General features: G+C 43.2%; 13 protein-coding genes, 2 tRNA genes, 1 rRNA gene and 1 riboswitch. Of the genes, 2 read left to right on the forward strand and 14 right to left on the reverse strand.

Translation table 11 applies throughout. The features are described 5' to 3' along the window. The 9 genes from BLR42_RS11150 to tsaE form a co-directional block, all read right to left on the reverse strand. Nucleotides 1–75: ribosomal RNA gene (locus tag BLR42_RS11150) — 16S ribosomal RNA — on the reverse strand; the annotation flags it as partial. A gap of 192 nt (nucleotides 76–267) precedes the next feature. After that, nucleotides 268–356: transfer RNA gene (locus BLR42_RS11155), tRNA-Ser, on the reverse strand. Between the two features lie 38 nt (nucleotides 357–394). Beyond that, nucleotides 395–480, reverse strand: a tRNA-Ser gene (locus BLR42_RS11160). Nucleotides 481–649: 169 nt separating this feature from the next. After that, on the reverse strand, nucleotides 650–1,366 hold the full coding sequence (ispD, locus tag BLR42_RS11165; RefSeq protein ID WP_170832741.1) for a 2-C-methyl-D-erythritol 4-phosphate cytidylyltransferase: 717 nt from the start codon (nucleotides 1,364–1,366) through the stop codon (nucleotides 650–652). 32 nt (nucleotides 1,367–1,398) lie between these two features. Continuing rightward, complete coding sequence (gene tsaD, locus BLR42_RS11170) at nucleotides 1,399–2,484, reverse strand: tRNA (adenosine(37)-N6)-threonylcarbamoyltransferase complex transferase subunit TsaD (protein ID WP_091869186.1); 1,086 nt, start codon at nucleotides 2,482–2,484, stop codon at nucleotides 1,399–1,401. 63 nt (nucleotides 2,485–2,547) lie between these two features. Next, nucleotides 2,548–3,138 carry a DUF6715 family protein gene (locus tag BLR42_RS11175; protein WP_091869089.1) on the reverse strand — a complete coding sequence of 197 codons (591 nt, stop codon included), beginning with the start codon at nucleotides 3,136–3,138 and terminating at the stop codon, nucleotides 2,548–2,550. A gap of 27 nt (nucleotides 3,139–3,165) precedes the next feature. Then, complete coding sequence (locus BLR42_RS11180; RefSeq protein ID WP_091869091.1) at nucleotides 3,166–4,095, reverse strand: ribonuclease Z; 930 nt, start codon at nucleotides 4,093–4,095, stop codon at nucleotides 3,166–3,168. Continuing rightward, nucleotides 4,088–5,332: a tRNA (adenosine(37)-N6)-threonylcarbamoyltransferase complex dimerization subunit type 1 TsaB gene (gene tsaB, locus BLR42_RS11185; RefSeq protein ID WP_091869094.1), complete on the reverse strand. Its 1,245-nt coding sequence runs from the start codon at nucleotides 5,330–5,332 to the stop codon at nucleotides 4,088–4,090. Before tsaB ends, BLR42_RS11180 begins: the two co-directional genes overlap by 8 nt. A 3-nt stretch (nucleotides 5,333–5,335) precedes the next feature. Then, the gene (tsaE, locus tag BLR42_RS11190) at nucleotides 5,336–5,776 is read right to left on the reverse strand and encodes a tRNA (adenosine(37)-N6)-threonylcarbamoyltransferase complex ATPase subunit type 1 TsaE (protein ID WP_091869096.1); all 441 of its coding nucleotides are present in this window, start codon (nucleotides 5,774–5,776) and stop codon (nucleotides 5,336–5,338) included. A gap of 94 nt (nucleotides 5,777–5,870) precedes the next feature. Next, nucleotides 5,871–6,000: riboswitch (FMN riboswitch) on the forward strand. 77 nt (nucleotides 6,001–6,077) lie between these two features. On the opposite strand from tsaE, the gene BLR42_RS11195 reads away from it, so the two are divergent. Both BLR42_RS11195 and BLR42_RS11200 read left to right on the forward strand, forming a co-directional pair. Continuing rightward, nucleotides 6,078–6,845 carry an ECF transporter S component gene (locus tag BLR42_RS11195; RefSeq protein ID WP_091869098.1) on the forward strand — a complete coding sequence of 256 codons (768 nt, stop codon included), beginning with the start codon at nucleotides 6,078–6,080 and terminating at the stop codon, nucleotides 6,843–6,845. Between the two features lie 137 nt (nucleotides 6,846–6,982). Then, the gene (locus tag BLR42_RS11200) at nucleotides 6,983–8,059 is read left to right on the forward strand and encodes an HD-GYP domain-containing protein (protein ID WP_091869100.1); all 1,077 of its coding nucleotides are present in this window, start codon (nucleotides 6,983–6,985) and stop codon (nucleotides 8,057–8,059) included. A 54-nt stretch (nucleotides 8,060–8,113) separates the two neighbouring features. Here BLR42_RS11200 and BLR42_RS11205 read toward each other — a convergent pair whose 3' ends face one another. The 5 genes from BLR42_RS11205 to BLR42_RS11225 form a co-directional block, all read right to left on the reverse strand. Beyond that, complete coding sequence (locus tag BLR42_RS11205) at nucleotides 8,114–9,406, reverse strand: UDP-N-acetylglucosamine 1-carboxyvinyltransferase (protein ID WP_026498262.1); 1,293 nt, start codon at nucleotides 9,404–9,406, stop codon at nucleotides 8,114–8,116. Nucleotides 9,407–9,517: 111 nt separating this feature from the next. Beyond that, nucleotides 9,518–11,095: a M23 family metallopeptidase gene (locus BLR42_RS11210; RefSeq protein WP_091869102.1), complete on the reverse strand. Its 1,578-nt coding sequence runs from the start codon at nucleotides 11,093–11,095 to the stop codon at nucleotides 9,518–9,520. Nucleotides 11,096–11,098: 3 nt separating this feature from the next. Further along, nucleotides 11,099–11,674 carry a hypothetical protein gene (locus BLR42_RS11215; RefSeq protein WP_091869104.1) on the reverse strand — a complete coding sequence of 192 codons (576 nt, stop codon included), beginning with the start codon at nucleotides 11,672–11,674 and terminating at the stop codon, nucleotides 11,099–11,101. Between the two features lie 333 nt (nucleotides 11,675–12,007). Continuing rightward, nucleotides 12,008–12,643 (reverse strand): GTP pyrophosphokinase, encoded by a 636-nt coding sequence (locus BLR42_RS11220; protein ID WP_022763159.1) that lies wholly within the window; start codon nucleotides 12,641–12,643, stop codon nucleotides 12,008–12,010. Between the two features lie 25 nt (nucleotides 12,644–12,668). After that, nucleotides 12,669–13,598: a glycosyltransferase family 2 protein gene (locus BLR42_RS11225; RefSeq protein ID WP_022763158.1), complete on the reverse strand. Its 930-nt coding sequence runs from the start codon at nucleotides 13,596–13,598 to the stop codon at nucleotides 12,669–12,671. Nucleotides 13,599–13,615 lie beyond the last annotated feature (17 nt).

Consider the following 13,615-nt stretch of genomic DNA (forward strand, 5'->3'; position numbering starts at 1 on the left):
AAATCTCCGTTCGACTTGCATGTGTTAGGCACGCCGCCAGCGTTCATCCTGAGCCAGGATCGAACTCTCACGTTTAAATCTATTACTTAAGCCCTTTCGGGTCTCAGCAATCAAGTTCTCTCTGGTCAGAACATTGCTTGGCTTTGTTCTGTCCGTTTTTACCTAAGTTAGGTTGTTTTGTTCTCTGAATATTCTTTTTTGGAATTTTCAGGGTTGCATTACTATTTTATTGTCAAAGTGCATCTCATCGATGTTGCTGATGAGGAACGCAGAAGGAGGGATTTGAACCCTCGCGCCGCTGTTAACGACCTGCACCCTTTCCAGGGGTGTCTCTTCAACCTCTTGAGTACTTCTGCAAAAGTGTTGACTTATATGTTCACTCTTCAATTTTGAGCGGAGCGAGAGGGATTCGAACCCTCGTGGCGTTGCCGCCAAACGGTTTTCAAGACCGCCTCGTTATGACCGCTTCGATATCGCTCCATTTATTATTTATCTCGCTGTTTACAAGCCTTATCGCAACAGCGCGAAATTTATTATATCCATATGGGTAGGGGTTGTCAATACGAATTTGATTATTTTTTTATAAATTTTGATCTTTTTTCAAAAGTCCAGAAAACATGCGGCTTTGTGCACTATCAGCGCAGAGTTTTTAGCCCTGATTTTTCATTTCTATTATGGATTCTGCGAGAGATATGTCTCCGGGAGTTGTAATTTTGATATTATCATACGACCCTTCAACAAGTTTGACCTTCCGGTTTCCAAGGGTCTCCATAACCATAGCATCATCGGTGATATTTATTCCCTTTTGAATGAGTTCCTCTTCGCGCCTTGCAAGTTCCTCATATAGTTCAAGGATTTCGGGATACAGAAAGACCTGAGGTGTCTGGATCATCCAGGTTTTGTCCCTGTCCACAGTAGTTTTTGCAAAGCCGTTCTCATCTGCAAGCTTAATCGTATCCTTTACAGGCATACCTACAACGCAGGCTCCGTACTCCTTTACTGCGTTCATCGCTCTTTCAAGGATGTCATCGTCGATAAAAGGTCTTGCCCCGTCATGAATAAAAACAGCCTCTGTATCTTCAGAGGCCGCTTCAAGTCCAAGTCTTACACTGTGGTATCTCGTGCTTCCGCCCGCTACCACGGCTCTTATCTTGGAAAATCCTGCCGGCTCGATTATCTCTTCCTTTATGTGCTCTATATCCGCTTCGGGGAGCACCAGGATAATATCGTCTATAAAGCTTTTTTCAAATGCTTCAAGCGCGTACAAAAGCAAGGGCTTACCCTTTATTTCCATGTACTGCTTTCTTACATCGCTTTTCATTCTGCTGCCGCTTCCCGCAGCAAGGACTATCGCTGTTGTTTTCATAATATATTCCTACCGCAAAACTATTCTTCACTTCATGATCTTCCATGATATCTTCTTTCCCTGTTTCCAAGCGGAAGATTGGGTACGGCATTGAGATTCATGCCGCTCCTTGCACCTTTGAGGTACTCGTAGTAACCAGCCGAGCCTATCATAGCTGCATTATCGGTACACAGAGTCGGTGATGGTCTGTAGAAGGAATATCCGCGCTTTTCACACTCTTCCTCAAGTCTCTTTCTGAGGGAAGTATTTGAAGCAACGCCTCCGGCAATTGCAATCTTTTTGCATCTGTATTCTGCCGCGGCTTCCATGGTATGCTCCGTGAGGACATCCACAACTGCCTTCTGAAAAGATGCGGCAACATCGTTCCTGTTGACCTCTTCCCCCCTCATCTCTGCCTGATTGAGGTAATTCAAAACCGCAGACTTAAGTCCGCTGAAGCTGAAGTCGTAGGATTTTTCCGTAGTCTTAGCTCTGGGGAAAGCAATGGCATCGGGATTTCCTTCCCTCGCCGCAGCGTCAACCTTCGGGCCTCCGGGGTATCCGAGTCCTATCGCCCTGGCAACTTTATCAAAGGCTTCTCCAGCAGCATCATCCCTTGTCTGACCGATGATATCATACTCGCCGTAATCCTTTACATAAACAAGATGCGAGTGACCTCCGGATGCCACAAGGCACATGAAAGGCGGCTCCAAGGTCTTATCTTCTATATAATTCGCACAGATGTGTCCTTCTATATGATGTACTCCGACAAGCGGTTTTCCCGTAACAAAGCTTAGAGCCTTAGCTTCAGATACTCCCACAAGAAGTGCACCTACAAGCCCGGGACCGTATGTCACCGCGATAACATCTATATCTTCCAGTGTCAGCTTCGCCTCACATAAAGCAGCTTTAACACATCCGTTTATTTTCTCGACATGCTTCCTTGAGGCAATCTCAGGAACCACGCCGCCGTAAACGGTATGTAGCGCAATCTGGGAAGATATAATATTGGACAGAACCTCTCTGCCGTTTCTCACAACAGCTGCTGCCGTTTCGTCGCAGCTGCTCTCTATGGCAAGAATAGTGATATCCTTGTCTGTTGACTCCGCAGCCTTCTCATCTTCATTTTTAATTGACATAAAGATTACGCCGTCCTCTTCGGTACGGCGCATGATCTTTTCAGAATTCATATTATCCATAATTTACTGTTCCGTGTCCGTCGCTTCCGATACTGTCCAGCCCATGATTTTCCAAAGTCCGTTTGAATCCTTGCGCAGGACAAATAAATAATTGTATGGTGTTGTGTGTGTGCCGGTTCTAATGTGAAACTTGGCAACGACGTTGGCAATTTCTTCGCCGTTATCTCTCTTCTCCTGAAGGTCTGAAGTAAGGACCTCATATTTGGGAATAGAACAATCATCCTTCTTTTTCTGTTCTACTTCGCTCTTTAGCCCCGAAGGCCAACTCTGCTGAGCCTGCAAAAATTCAGAGTCAAAGATTCCCGAAAGAACCGAGGCCATTTTCTCAAACTCCTCATCAGTATAGTTCTCTTTGTACAGAACCTTCATGGTGTGTGCATAGAGATCCACTACTGTCGGCGGAGTCTTCGGGTAGCTCTTGGATAAATCTATAGTAGTGATCTTTTGAACCTCGGTGAGTTCCAGTTCTTCAGTCGTGGTATTAGTTCCTTTTCTGTTTCTGGTCAATATCACAAAAACAGATACCACTATGAGAGCAGCAAGAACCATTATAACAATTGCTTTAATAATGCCGTTTTTAGTAGACTCGTCCATAGTGCCTCCTCATAAAAAAGCAAAAATCTATTCGGTGTCTTCTTCAAACCGTAGCGTAGTAGTTCTGCCATCCTTTGCCGCAACCGTTTTTGAAAAAATCTCCTTCGCCTTCGGAAGGTATTCCTTGGGGTTAACCAGTGATGGGCTGTAATGTGTAAGCCACATTTCCTTAACCTGCGCTTTTTTTGCAAGTTCAGCCGCTTCGTACATGGTCATATGCCTGTTTTCCTTGGCCTTTTGCAGCTTATCGGGCTCTCCGTACATGCCCTCGCATATGAAAAGATCGGAATTCATCGCTTTTTCCACTATGCCCGGTGTAGGTCTTGAATCCGTAACATAGGTCAGATGTATTCCTTTTCTCGCTTCTCCGAGCACCATATCAGGCGTAAAGGTCCGGCCATCCTCAGCCTGAATAATCTCACCCTTCTGGAGCGGATTCCAATATTTCTGCGGAATATCATTAGCCCTGGCCGCTTCAACATTGAATCGTCCAATTCGTTCAAGCTCCATGGAGTATCCGTAGCAGGTGATATTGTGATTAACTTTAAAGGCTTTAATCTTAAATTCCGGCATCCCCGGAAGTGTCAGTTCATCATTTATATCGGTAATCTCGTGATATTCTATAGGAAAAGGGAGCTCCGGAGCGATTGTTCTTAAAGCCTTAACCACTCGCTCAAGTCCTTTGGGCCCTACCATGAGAAGGGGCTCTGTTCTCTCTGCATTTCCCATGGTCAGAAGCATCCCGGGAAGTCCCGATATGTGATCCGCATGATAATGAGTAAAGCAGATCATATCAATCGGCTTTGGGCTCCAGCCGCTTTTTTTCAAAGCTATCTGCGTGCCCTCGCCGCAATCTATCAATATACATTTTCCGTTATATCGCACCATAAGTGCAGTAAGGTATCTGTTGGGCAGCGGCATCATTCCGCCTGTTCCAAGTAGACATACATCAATCATTCGTATTATTTCTCTTCCAATAAATTATTGCATCATCCTTAGGGCTCTCGTAAAAGCCGGGCCTTGTTCCTTCATTAACAAATCCCAGTTTTTCATAGAGTCCTCTCGCCGCCTTGTTTTCGCCGCGTACTTCCAATGTAAAGCTCTCGCAGCCAATCGCTTTTCCGCGAAGGAGGAGCTTGGACAGCATTTCAAAAGCTATTCCCTTTCCTCTGCTGCTCTCGGAAACCGATACATTGGTTACTTCACCCTCGCCGGAAATGTTGCGAACTCCGCAAAGGCCAGCCACCTCTCCTGATACTTCAGCGACAAGGTAAACCGTATCATCGCGGGTAGCAGCTTCAAGAAGCTGTTTCTCGGTCCAGGCCTCCGCACCGAGGCAAGCCTTTTCAATTTCAGCAGCAGCTGTAATATCCTCAGCTTTTAGATCTCTTATATAAATAGGGCTGGCTATCCCGGATTTTCTGCCGTTTTTCCCGGAATCGGCCTTGGTCTCTTTTTTTCCTGCTGCTTTCTCCGCAGCCTCACGCTCCGCCTGTGATGCCCTCAAATACTCGGGTGAAAAACTGTCGGCATCCACCGTCTTCCCTTCTCTTAAGTATATTGTAGCAAGCGCAGCCAAAGCGGACGCCCTCTGCCTGTTCATATGGGCAGGTACCAGAATGTAATTTACCTTGAGCAGCTCCTCAAGCTTATCTCTGTATACCGGGATTCCGTCGCCGAGAAGTATAACTGTTTTTCCTATATTATTGAGCTCCTCGGCAATATCATTTACCGACATTGCTGACTGAGCCTTTATCGTCTTCATAGAGAAAAAGATTTCCCGATGTTTCTCGTTTTCTTTTTCCGGAACAAATATATAAACTCCGGTATATACCTGATTACGCCTTGCATCCATCATGGGGCAGATCACATATTCACTGCCATAAAACTGATACGCCATCGCATCCAGCGTAGGTACTGCAACCATTGGCTTATTCATCGCTAGGCACAGGCCTTTTGCGGTAGCACATCCGATTCGAAGTCCCGTAAAAGATCCTGGTCCTGCCGAAACCGCAACTGCATCTATCGTATTAAGATCCAGTGATATTCTGTTTTTTATCTGTTCCATCATCGGGAGTAAAAGTTCGGAATGCGTGATTTTGTGCTGAATAGAAAACTCAGACAGCAGTCTGTCGTCCTCTGTAACGGCAACCGTGCAAACGAGTCCCGATGTATCCAGTGCCAATATTTTCATCTTTTATCTGTTATCTATCGTATCCAGCGTTATGCGGCGATAGTCCGTTCCTTTCTTAAGGTCTTTCTCTATGCGGATTTCCATATATTTTTCCGGAAGTATTTCTTCTATAAGATTGGCCCATTCGATAAAGCAGAGTCCCTGTCCGTAAAAGTAGTCCTCGTAGCCTATCTCATCCATCTCACTGACATCACCGATTCTGTATACATCAAAATGGTAAAAGGGAATTCTTCCCTCGTCATACACCTGAAGGATTGTGAAAGTAGGACTGTTAACCGGTCCCTCTATTCCTAAACCGGCCGCTACTCCCTGCGTCAATACGGTTTTACCCACACCAAGATCCCCGATCAGGGTATAAACTGATCCGGGTTCAGCAGTCTCTCCTATACGCTTTCCGAATGCGAAGGTCTCCTCCGCGGAATATGTTACTAAAATTGTACTCATATAATCAGAATATTCCAGCGTCACAAAAAAAGCAAGTCACAGCAAAAAAGGTATTGACGACAGTTTTAGCTGTTATATAATGATTCTTGATAAAAATAATCTTCGGGGCAGGGTGCAATTCCCTACCGGCGGTGACTGATTTTCAGAAGTCCGCGAACCGCTACGGCGGCCGATTTGGTGAAATTCCAAAACCGACAGTATAGTCTGGATGATAGAAGATGGCGTTTTTTTATTTTCAAAACATCAAATCGCACATTATCTAGTCATTATCCTCCCCGATAAAATCAGGAGGAAAAACACCATGAACAACAACTTATTTGCTTCCGTTATGGAAAACACCGTGATTGTAGCAGTCTTTATACTGCTGATTGTGGCTATGTTTGTCGCTGCCAGAATTGCAGAGACCTACGTTGCAAAGAAGAACGGGGACGTAAATCCGGGGATGACCACAAGAAAAATGGTTATAATCGGCATATTCTCAGCAATATCCGCTGTTCTTATGCTTTTTGAGGTTCCGATGCCGTTCGCACCGAGCTTTTACAAGCTTGATCTTTCAGATTTACCTGCTGTAATCGGCGGATTTGCATTTGGTCCCATAACCGGAGTTATGATTGAGTTTATTAAGATTCTTCTTAATCTTATTCTTAACGGAACTCAGACAGCTTTCATCGGAGAGCTTGCAAACTTTATCGTTGGATGCAGCTATGTACTTCCTGCTTCCATCATTTATATTTTCAAAAAGAACCGTCAGATTGCCATGATCTCCTGCCTTACAGCAACCATGATCATCACTCTCGTCGGAAGCTCACTCAACGCATTCTATCTGCTTCCTGCTTTTGCAAAGCTTTATGGAATGCCGCTTGATGCTCTTATCGGAATGGGCACCGCAATCAATCCCGCAATAAACAATATGTTTACCTTCATCCTTTTTGCTGTAGCTCCCATCAATCTCTTAAAGGGTTCCGTAATCAGTGGGATCACTCTTCTTGTATACAAGAAGCTCAGCCCTGTGATCAAAAACGCTTCCCTTACAGCATCCGAAAAGCGTGCTGCTGAATCGGAAATCTAAAGAGAATTTATTTTTATATATTGTTTATCATTTTTTTATAGCATGAAAATAGCGCCTTTATTGACTTTTAGCCGAGTGAACCATAAGATTAATTTGTATCTTTGTTCACTAAATAATGTCAATGAGGCGCTTTCTTGATGAAACGGTTGATTACTAAAAAACTAGTTCCCGGCATGGTTTTGTCGGACAACGTATACGCACATGATAACAACCAGCTTGTATTGCCCAAGGGAACTGTTTTGGATAATCAGGCTATAACAAAGCTGTCCTTCTATTCTATTTTGAACGTTCTGGTGGAGGATCCTCCGGAAAACATTATGCCGGCTAATGACAACAAGGAATCCTATGCCTCGAGGCTTCGTCAGACTGCAGAATTCAAGGAGTTCAAGAGAGATTTTGAGAACTGTGCGTCCAAATTTAAAGCTGGTATTGAAGTCCTCATAAACGATAAAGAGCACTTTGATGTGGACTCCATGATATCGCCCATATATGATCTCGTCCACAAGGGAAACAGTTCCTCTAATCTTTTTGATATGCTGCATAGCCTGCGATCTTATGATGATGCCACTTATGTTCACTGCATTAGTGTTGCTATGATATGCAATATCCTGGGGCAATGGCTTAAGATGAGCGATGACGATATTCTGATTCTCACTGAAGCAGGACTACTTCATGATATTGGTAAGCTCCTTATTCCCAACGAAATCATTACCAAGCCCGCAGATCTTACTACAGCTGAGTATACCGTAGTACAGACGCATCCGGCCCAGGGTTATGTTATTTTAACTGACCTCAATCTTAGCGACCATGTAAAAAATGCAGCCCTCATGCACCACGAGCGCTGCGACGGAACCGGTTATCCCGCTCATCTCAAGGGTCCTCAGATTGATTTCTTTGCAAAATGTGTATCAATAGCTGATGTATATGATGCGATGACATCGGCCAGAGTTTACAGAGATCCTCTGTGTCCTTTCATCGCAATCGAAATGTTTGAATCTGAAGGTCTGCAGAAATATGATACAAATGCCATTATGACCTTCCTGCAGAATATAGTTAACACCTATCTTCTTAACAGGGTACGTTTAAATGACGGCCGTGAAGGCGAGATAATCTTTATAAACAGAGATCACCTATCAAGACCGACTATCAAAATTGATGAAGAATATCTTGATCTGACGATGCATCCCGAGCTATACATCGAAGAAATATTATAGTATCGATAAAAAACCACCATATGAACTCTCTCGAAAATTCATATGGTGGTTTTATTATGCAAATTTTAATTTGAACTTCTGAAGTTCTCTTTCAGTATCTACCTTCTGTATCTGAGCACCAAGCTCTCTTAACTTTTCATCAAAGTCTTCATAGCCACGCTCTATATATCTTATATCCTCAACAGTGGTAAATCCATCGGCGGTAAGTCCGGCAATTACAAGAGCTGCACCAGCTCGAAGATCAGGAGCCGCTACTTCTGCGCCCGTATACTGATCAACACCCTCTATGATGGCTGTACTGCCTTCTACCTTGATATTAGCTCCCATTCTGGTGAGCTCATCCACATATTTGAATCTGTTCTCAAAAAGCGACTCCGTAACAAGACTGATACCACTTGCAAGACCGAGCACCACGGTTATCTGTGGCTGCATGTCCGTGGGATATCCCGGATAAGGCAGAGTCTTAACATGAGCATTCTTCATACGCTTTGTTGCTACAACTCTTACAGCATCGTCAGATTCAAGCACCTGACATCCCATTTCAATAAGTTTTGCGCTGATAGACTCCAAGTGCTTGGGGATTACATTTTTAATGGTTATATCGCCTTTAGTTGCAGCCGCTGCCATCATAAATGTTCCCGCCTCTATCTGATCGGGAATAATGGTATATTCTGTGCCATGGAGCTTCTCCACACCTCTGACACGAATAATATCTGTACCTGCACCCTTGATATCGGCTCCCATACTGTTCAGGAAGTTGGCAAGGTCAACGACATGAGGTTCCTTGGCTGCATTCTCGATAATAGTCTTACCTTCAGCCATCGAAGCAGCCATCATAATATTGATGGTAGCTCCAACGCTGGCAATATCGAGATAAACGTGATTGGCAACAAGTCTGTCCGCATGGGCACTTATAAGTCCATGATCAATGGATACATTGGCACCAAGGGCATTGAATCCCTTGATATGCTGGTCGATAGGTCTGAGCCCGATATTGCATCCGCCGGGTATTACGACCTGTGCGTCCTTATACTTTCCCAAAAAGGCTCCGAGCATATAGTAGGATGCTCTGATCTTTTTAATAAACTCGTTTTCAATCTTGTATGTGTTGACGTTAGCAGCATTAATAGTCACTGAATGGCGTCCGGTTCTGTTAACCATGACACCGATGCTCTCCAGTGCCTGAAGCATTATGTTAGTATCCGCTTCGTCAGGCATATTATCAATATATACGGTCTCATCAGTCATAGAAGCGGCTGCCAGAATCGGAAGCGCTGCATTCTTGGCACCGCCGATTTCAACCTCTCCTACAAGTGGTGTACCACCTTTAATTACATATTTTTCCATAATCTTATTCATTCACGCCTTTGTGAATCACCAAGTTGATAAACTTCTCCCCATAATTTATTAACGGCTTATGTTATACCACAAAATAGCAAATTTGTAAAATCAGGTTCGTCAGTTCAAGTAATTAAGCGGGTTCACCTGCGCTCCGTTTATAAGAATTTCAAAGTGGAGATGTGCTCCGGTACTTACACCTGTATTACCACTAAGCGCAATCTTCTGACCCTGAGAAACACTCTGTCCGGGCTTAACAAGAATCTTGGACAAGTGTCCGTATCTGGTCTCTCTGCCATCAGAATGGCTTATATAAATAACATATCCATAGCCTCTGCCCCATCCTGCTCTGGTTACAACGCCGGCATTTGAAGCCATTACCGCTGTTCCCACAGGAGTAGCCCAGTCTACACCCTTATGGAAGGTGCTGGCACCCTTGGTCGGAGCATTTCTTCTTCCGAATCCGGATGTCTGTCTTCCACCCGAGATAGGTTTAATATATGTAGGAGGCACAATAGTTCCGCGCTCAACAATCTTGGGAACCGCCTCGTAGGTAACCTCTTCCTTCTGAATATCACGTCCCGTCTCGGAATTATTAACATAAGATATCTTTGCTACCACCTTGCGGTGACCTGCCGAAGGCTCCTGAACCACCTCAGTTCTTGTCGTATACCAGGAATCATTATCCCTGTAGATTACATCAGCTTCGTAGTCTTCCTCATAATATTGCTGTGTAGTATATACAACTGAAAGCTCCGGCTCGGGAACGGTTACTATAATCTCATCCCCGGCTCTGATAGTGGAATTCTCACTATCAATTGTCTCATTCATCGCAATAAGATCATCAAGAGGCAGTCCAAAATCCTCAGCGATAGTTCCCAGCGTATCGCCGGTCTTTATCTCGTAAATCTGGTTTGTCTCCTGATCCTTTGTTACCTCATCTATTGCTGTGTTAATATCTTTTATCTCTGAGGACGGCAAATAACTCTCAACCACTTCAACCTTATCTCCGAAATCTATGGACATAAGGCCAAGCTGATAATCCTCAAAGCTCTTTTCTTCTATTAAAGGCTTAATCTTTCTGAACACATCGGAAATTGCAAGGTCTATACCTGCCTCCGGGAGTCTTGTCTCCTCTTCCTCTTTTTGTGCCTCCTCAACCGATACTATCTGTGAAGTAAGCACATTCACTTCTCTGGAAGGATCCGTAACAAGATCCACCTTATATTTTCCCTCGGTATCATATTTGCCAAGTGCCTTTGAAAGAAGCGTAAATACATCATCTTTGCTGGCCAGATTGACTGAATACTGATTTATTTTTACTGTATACGAACGCTCAAGAGTGGATAATCTGCTCTTATCAAGAACCTCCACCATTTTGTTTCTTACGGATTTCCTTGAATCCACTTTGCCAAGCAGCACTTCGCTTCCTTTCAGACTAAGCTCTGCGTCCGTCAGGATAAGTTCATCACTACCCGATGAGAGTTGTCTTCTCGCCTCACGAAGGCACTTTTCTGCTGCCTGCTTTGATCCAAGAGTTCCGACCTCAACTCCGTTAAGAAATACTGTGAAAATGTTATCACCTGTATTTTTGATAGGAGAAAAAATAGGTAATATCAAAATAATCCAGACAGCAATCGCAAGAATCTCGCCCTTAAGCATGCCTATACGTATTTTCTTGTGACCTGAAAACTTCATTCTTTAAACCAAACCTACAATTCTTAAGATTAATAATGCAAGATTAGCTATAACAGCCAATAATGTTACAACAACAAGAGGCATAAGCCCTCTATTCTTTGCTCTGTTAGCTCTTTGCATGGAATCAAGCTGTCTTACGAGCACTGTAAACTCACTTCTTATTGATTCCATCTGTTTCTTTAAATCTTCACGTATTTCATCAAGCTGCTTTTTCTGTTCATCTGCCACTGAAGCCTGAACATTCCTGTATATTCTGACGCCTACATCATGCGTTGCCTCATCACTCTTGTCAAATCTGTCAGCAAGACTTTCATTAAGCTCTTTTACGGCACTGCCAAGCTCTTTGGACATTCTATCCGCTTCAATTTTGCCGTTTTTCAAATCATCAAGAACATCTTCTATATTATTCAGTCTGTCTTCAAGTTTTTTAGCATTTTGACGAAGAACGGCTATCTCTTCTTCATACTGCTTGTTCTGGCTCTCGATCTGCTCCCTGTGTGCAGCTTCAGCAGCTGTATTGGCTTTAATCATTTCCTGTGCACTGATCTTCCCATCAACTCTTCCAATCATGTTGTCCATGGCTCCTCCCAAATTTGAACAAACTCTTTTAAAATGTCCTCCGACTAAGCGGCTAAATAATAGGTTACATCATTTATGCATTTCGCACAATAATAGTTTTATTATGTTTAATCTTTTGTAGATATTCACCCCGAGTTTAAACTTTATTAATATTTTGTTCATAAATCATTGTTATAATTATACAGAACCAAGGGAACAAGGTTCATTACGAAGCTCTGATAGAAGCTCCGATAGATAGATAAATTTTTTCATAATAGCCCGGGTGCCGAGAGGTGCCTGGGCACTCCTCATTAATGGGCTTATTTTCTTCCTTAATTACGCAGACATGACCGATCACTTCGGGGGAGTAATAGCCTGAATCTCCTCGTTGAGTGACAGCATCCTGTCATCCAGCTCCGCCACCATTCTGGCACATTCAAAAAGCTGCGCTTTAATATTGGCCGGTGCCTTAGTTTCGAACTTGTATTGTATCTTATGCTCAAGACTTGCCCAAAAGTCCATAGCAACAGTTCTTATCTGAACCTCTACCTTAACCTCAGCAGTATGATCCGAAAGATACACAGGAACTGCTACAATCATGTGATAACTACGATATCCGCTGGTTTTAGGATTCATTATATAATCTTTTATCGTAAGAACCTTGATATCTTTCTGATTACTGATCATATCAGCAATTCTGTAAATATCAGAAGTAAATGAGCAGATAATCCTGATTCCGGCTATATCGTTAATATATTTCATCATATTTTCCAGAGTTGACTCGTAGCCGTGACGCTTCAATTTCTTCACTATACTTTCCGGCGTCTTTATTCTGGATTTAATATGCTCTATAGGATTATATCTGTGAACTTCCTGAAACTCATCATTTAATATCTCAATTTTGGTATTTATCTGCTTAAGCGCAGAGTTATACAGAAGACTGACCTCCTCCCAGCTTTTTATATCTCCGTCAGATAATCTGGATCCCATAATAATTCCCCCTAAAACATTTCGATTACTTATCCCAATAAGCCTTATTTAACGAGCAGGCTCTTACAAGGCCCTTGGGCAGTCTCTTGTATCTTCTTCCCATCCTGTAGCCCACAAATCTGAACCCGCACATTATCACATAATGCGGCACAAGATAAAACTTTCCGATGTGCTCGAAATGTCTGATGGTGTCCCTCACCATCCTTTTTCCTTCAGACTCCGATTTTATACCTGCGAATATTTCAGGATGATCCGTCTGTGACACTCCGAGGTCAAAATTCCGATGGAACTGCTGCGCGCAGGAATAATTGTGTGAATGTATCACTCCCGCTTCAGGCACATAGCATATTGCATATCCCTGATACATAGCATTACCGGCGTATACCATATCCTCATTGAAAATTGCTTTATGTAAAAAACCGCCCACCTTATCGAAAACATCTCTTCTGTACATTGCACATACATTAGAGCAGAAAAATGTCTTGATGCCCAGCTTAGGCAGATCTTTGATAGTCTTCTTCATAGCAACGGTTGGATAATTAAACTTTCTGGAATACCGCTCAGCGAGATTGCAATCAGACTTGGGATACTGTCTTGCATATGCCGCAGCAACCTGCGGATCTTCGAGAGCCTTGACCAGATTGGATATAAGCGAAAGATCTCTTGGCACAGCATCCTGAGTAATCATCAAAAAGAGATCGGCATTAGACATACTGACTCCAAGATTCCTCGTTTCACCATGGTCGAATTCTTTTTTTGAAATATGATGTACCACAATATTATCGTATTTATTTATTGTGTCCATCGCATCTTTTCTTTCAACCAGATAATGCTTCTCTGTATTTACAATGATGATCTTTTCCGGTCTGTACGCCTGCTTTTCAAGCTCATCAATAAGCATCGAAAGCTCTGCTCCCGGTTTATAGGTTGGAATAATTACATCTACTGTCTGCATCTGTACCCTTTTTTATC

It is taken from the genome of Butyrivibrio sp. INlla16, from assembly GCF_900104155.1.
Taxonomy (GTDB): domain Bacteria; phylum Bacillota; class Clostridia; order Lachnospirales; family Lachnospiraceae; genus Butyrivibrio.

Bases quoted from the DNA above. Each gene is read 5' to 3' on its own strand.
- ispD (WP_170832741.1), bottom strand. From the start codon at position 1,366: ATGAAAACAACAGCGATAGTCCTTGCTGCGGGAAGCGGCAGCAGAATG.
- tsaD (WP_091869186.1), bottom strand. From the start codon at position 2,484: ATGTCAATTAAAAATGAAGATGAGAAGGCTGCGGAGTCAACAGACAAG.
- BLR42_RS11175 (WP_091869089.1), bottom strand. From the start codon at position 3,138: ATGGACGAGTCTACTAAAAACGGCATTATTAAAGCAATTGTTATAATG.
- BLR42_RS11180 (WP_091869091.1), bottom strand. From the start codon at position 4,095: ATGATTGATGTATGTCTACTTGGAACAGGCGGAATGATGCCGCTGCCC.
- tsaB (WP_091869094.1), bottom strand. From the start codon at position 5,332: ATGAAAATATTGGCACTGGATACATCGGGACTCGTTTGCACGGTTGCC.
- tsaE (WP_091869096.1), bottom strand. From the start codon at position 5,776: ATGAGTACAATTTTAGTAACATATTCCGCGGAGGAGACCTTCGCATTC.
- BLR42_RS11195 (WP_091869098.1), top strand. From the start codon at position 6,078: ATGAACAACAACTTATTTGCTTCCGTTATGGAAAACACCGTGATTGTA.
- BLR42_RS11200 (WP_091869100.1), top strand. From the start codon at position 6,983: ATGAAACGGTTGATTACTAAAAAACTAGTTCCCGGCATGGTTTTGTCG.
- BLR42_RS11205 (WP_026498262.1), bottom strand. From the start codon at position 9,406: ATGGAAAAATATGTAATTAAAGGTGGTACACCACTTGTAGGAGAGGTT.
- BLR42_RS11210 (WP_091869102.1), bottom strand. From the start codon at position 11,095: ATGAAGTTTTCAGGTCACAAGAAAATACGTATAGGCATGCTTAAGGGC.
- BLR42_RS11215 (WP_091869104.1), bottom strand. From the start codon at position 11,674: ATGGACAACATGATTGGAAGAGTTGATGGGAAGATCAGTGCACAGGAA.
- BLR42_RS11220 (WP_022763159.1), bottom strand. From the start codon at position 12,643: ATGGGATCCAGATTATCTGACGGAGATATAAAAAGCTGGGAGGAGGTC.
- BLR42_RS11225 (WP_022763158.1), bottom strand. From the start codon at position 13,598: ATGCAGACAGTAGATGTAATTATTCCAACCTATAAACCGGGAGCAGAG.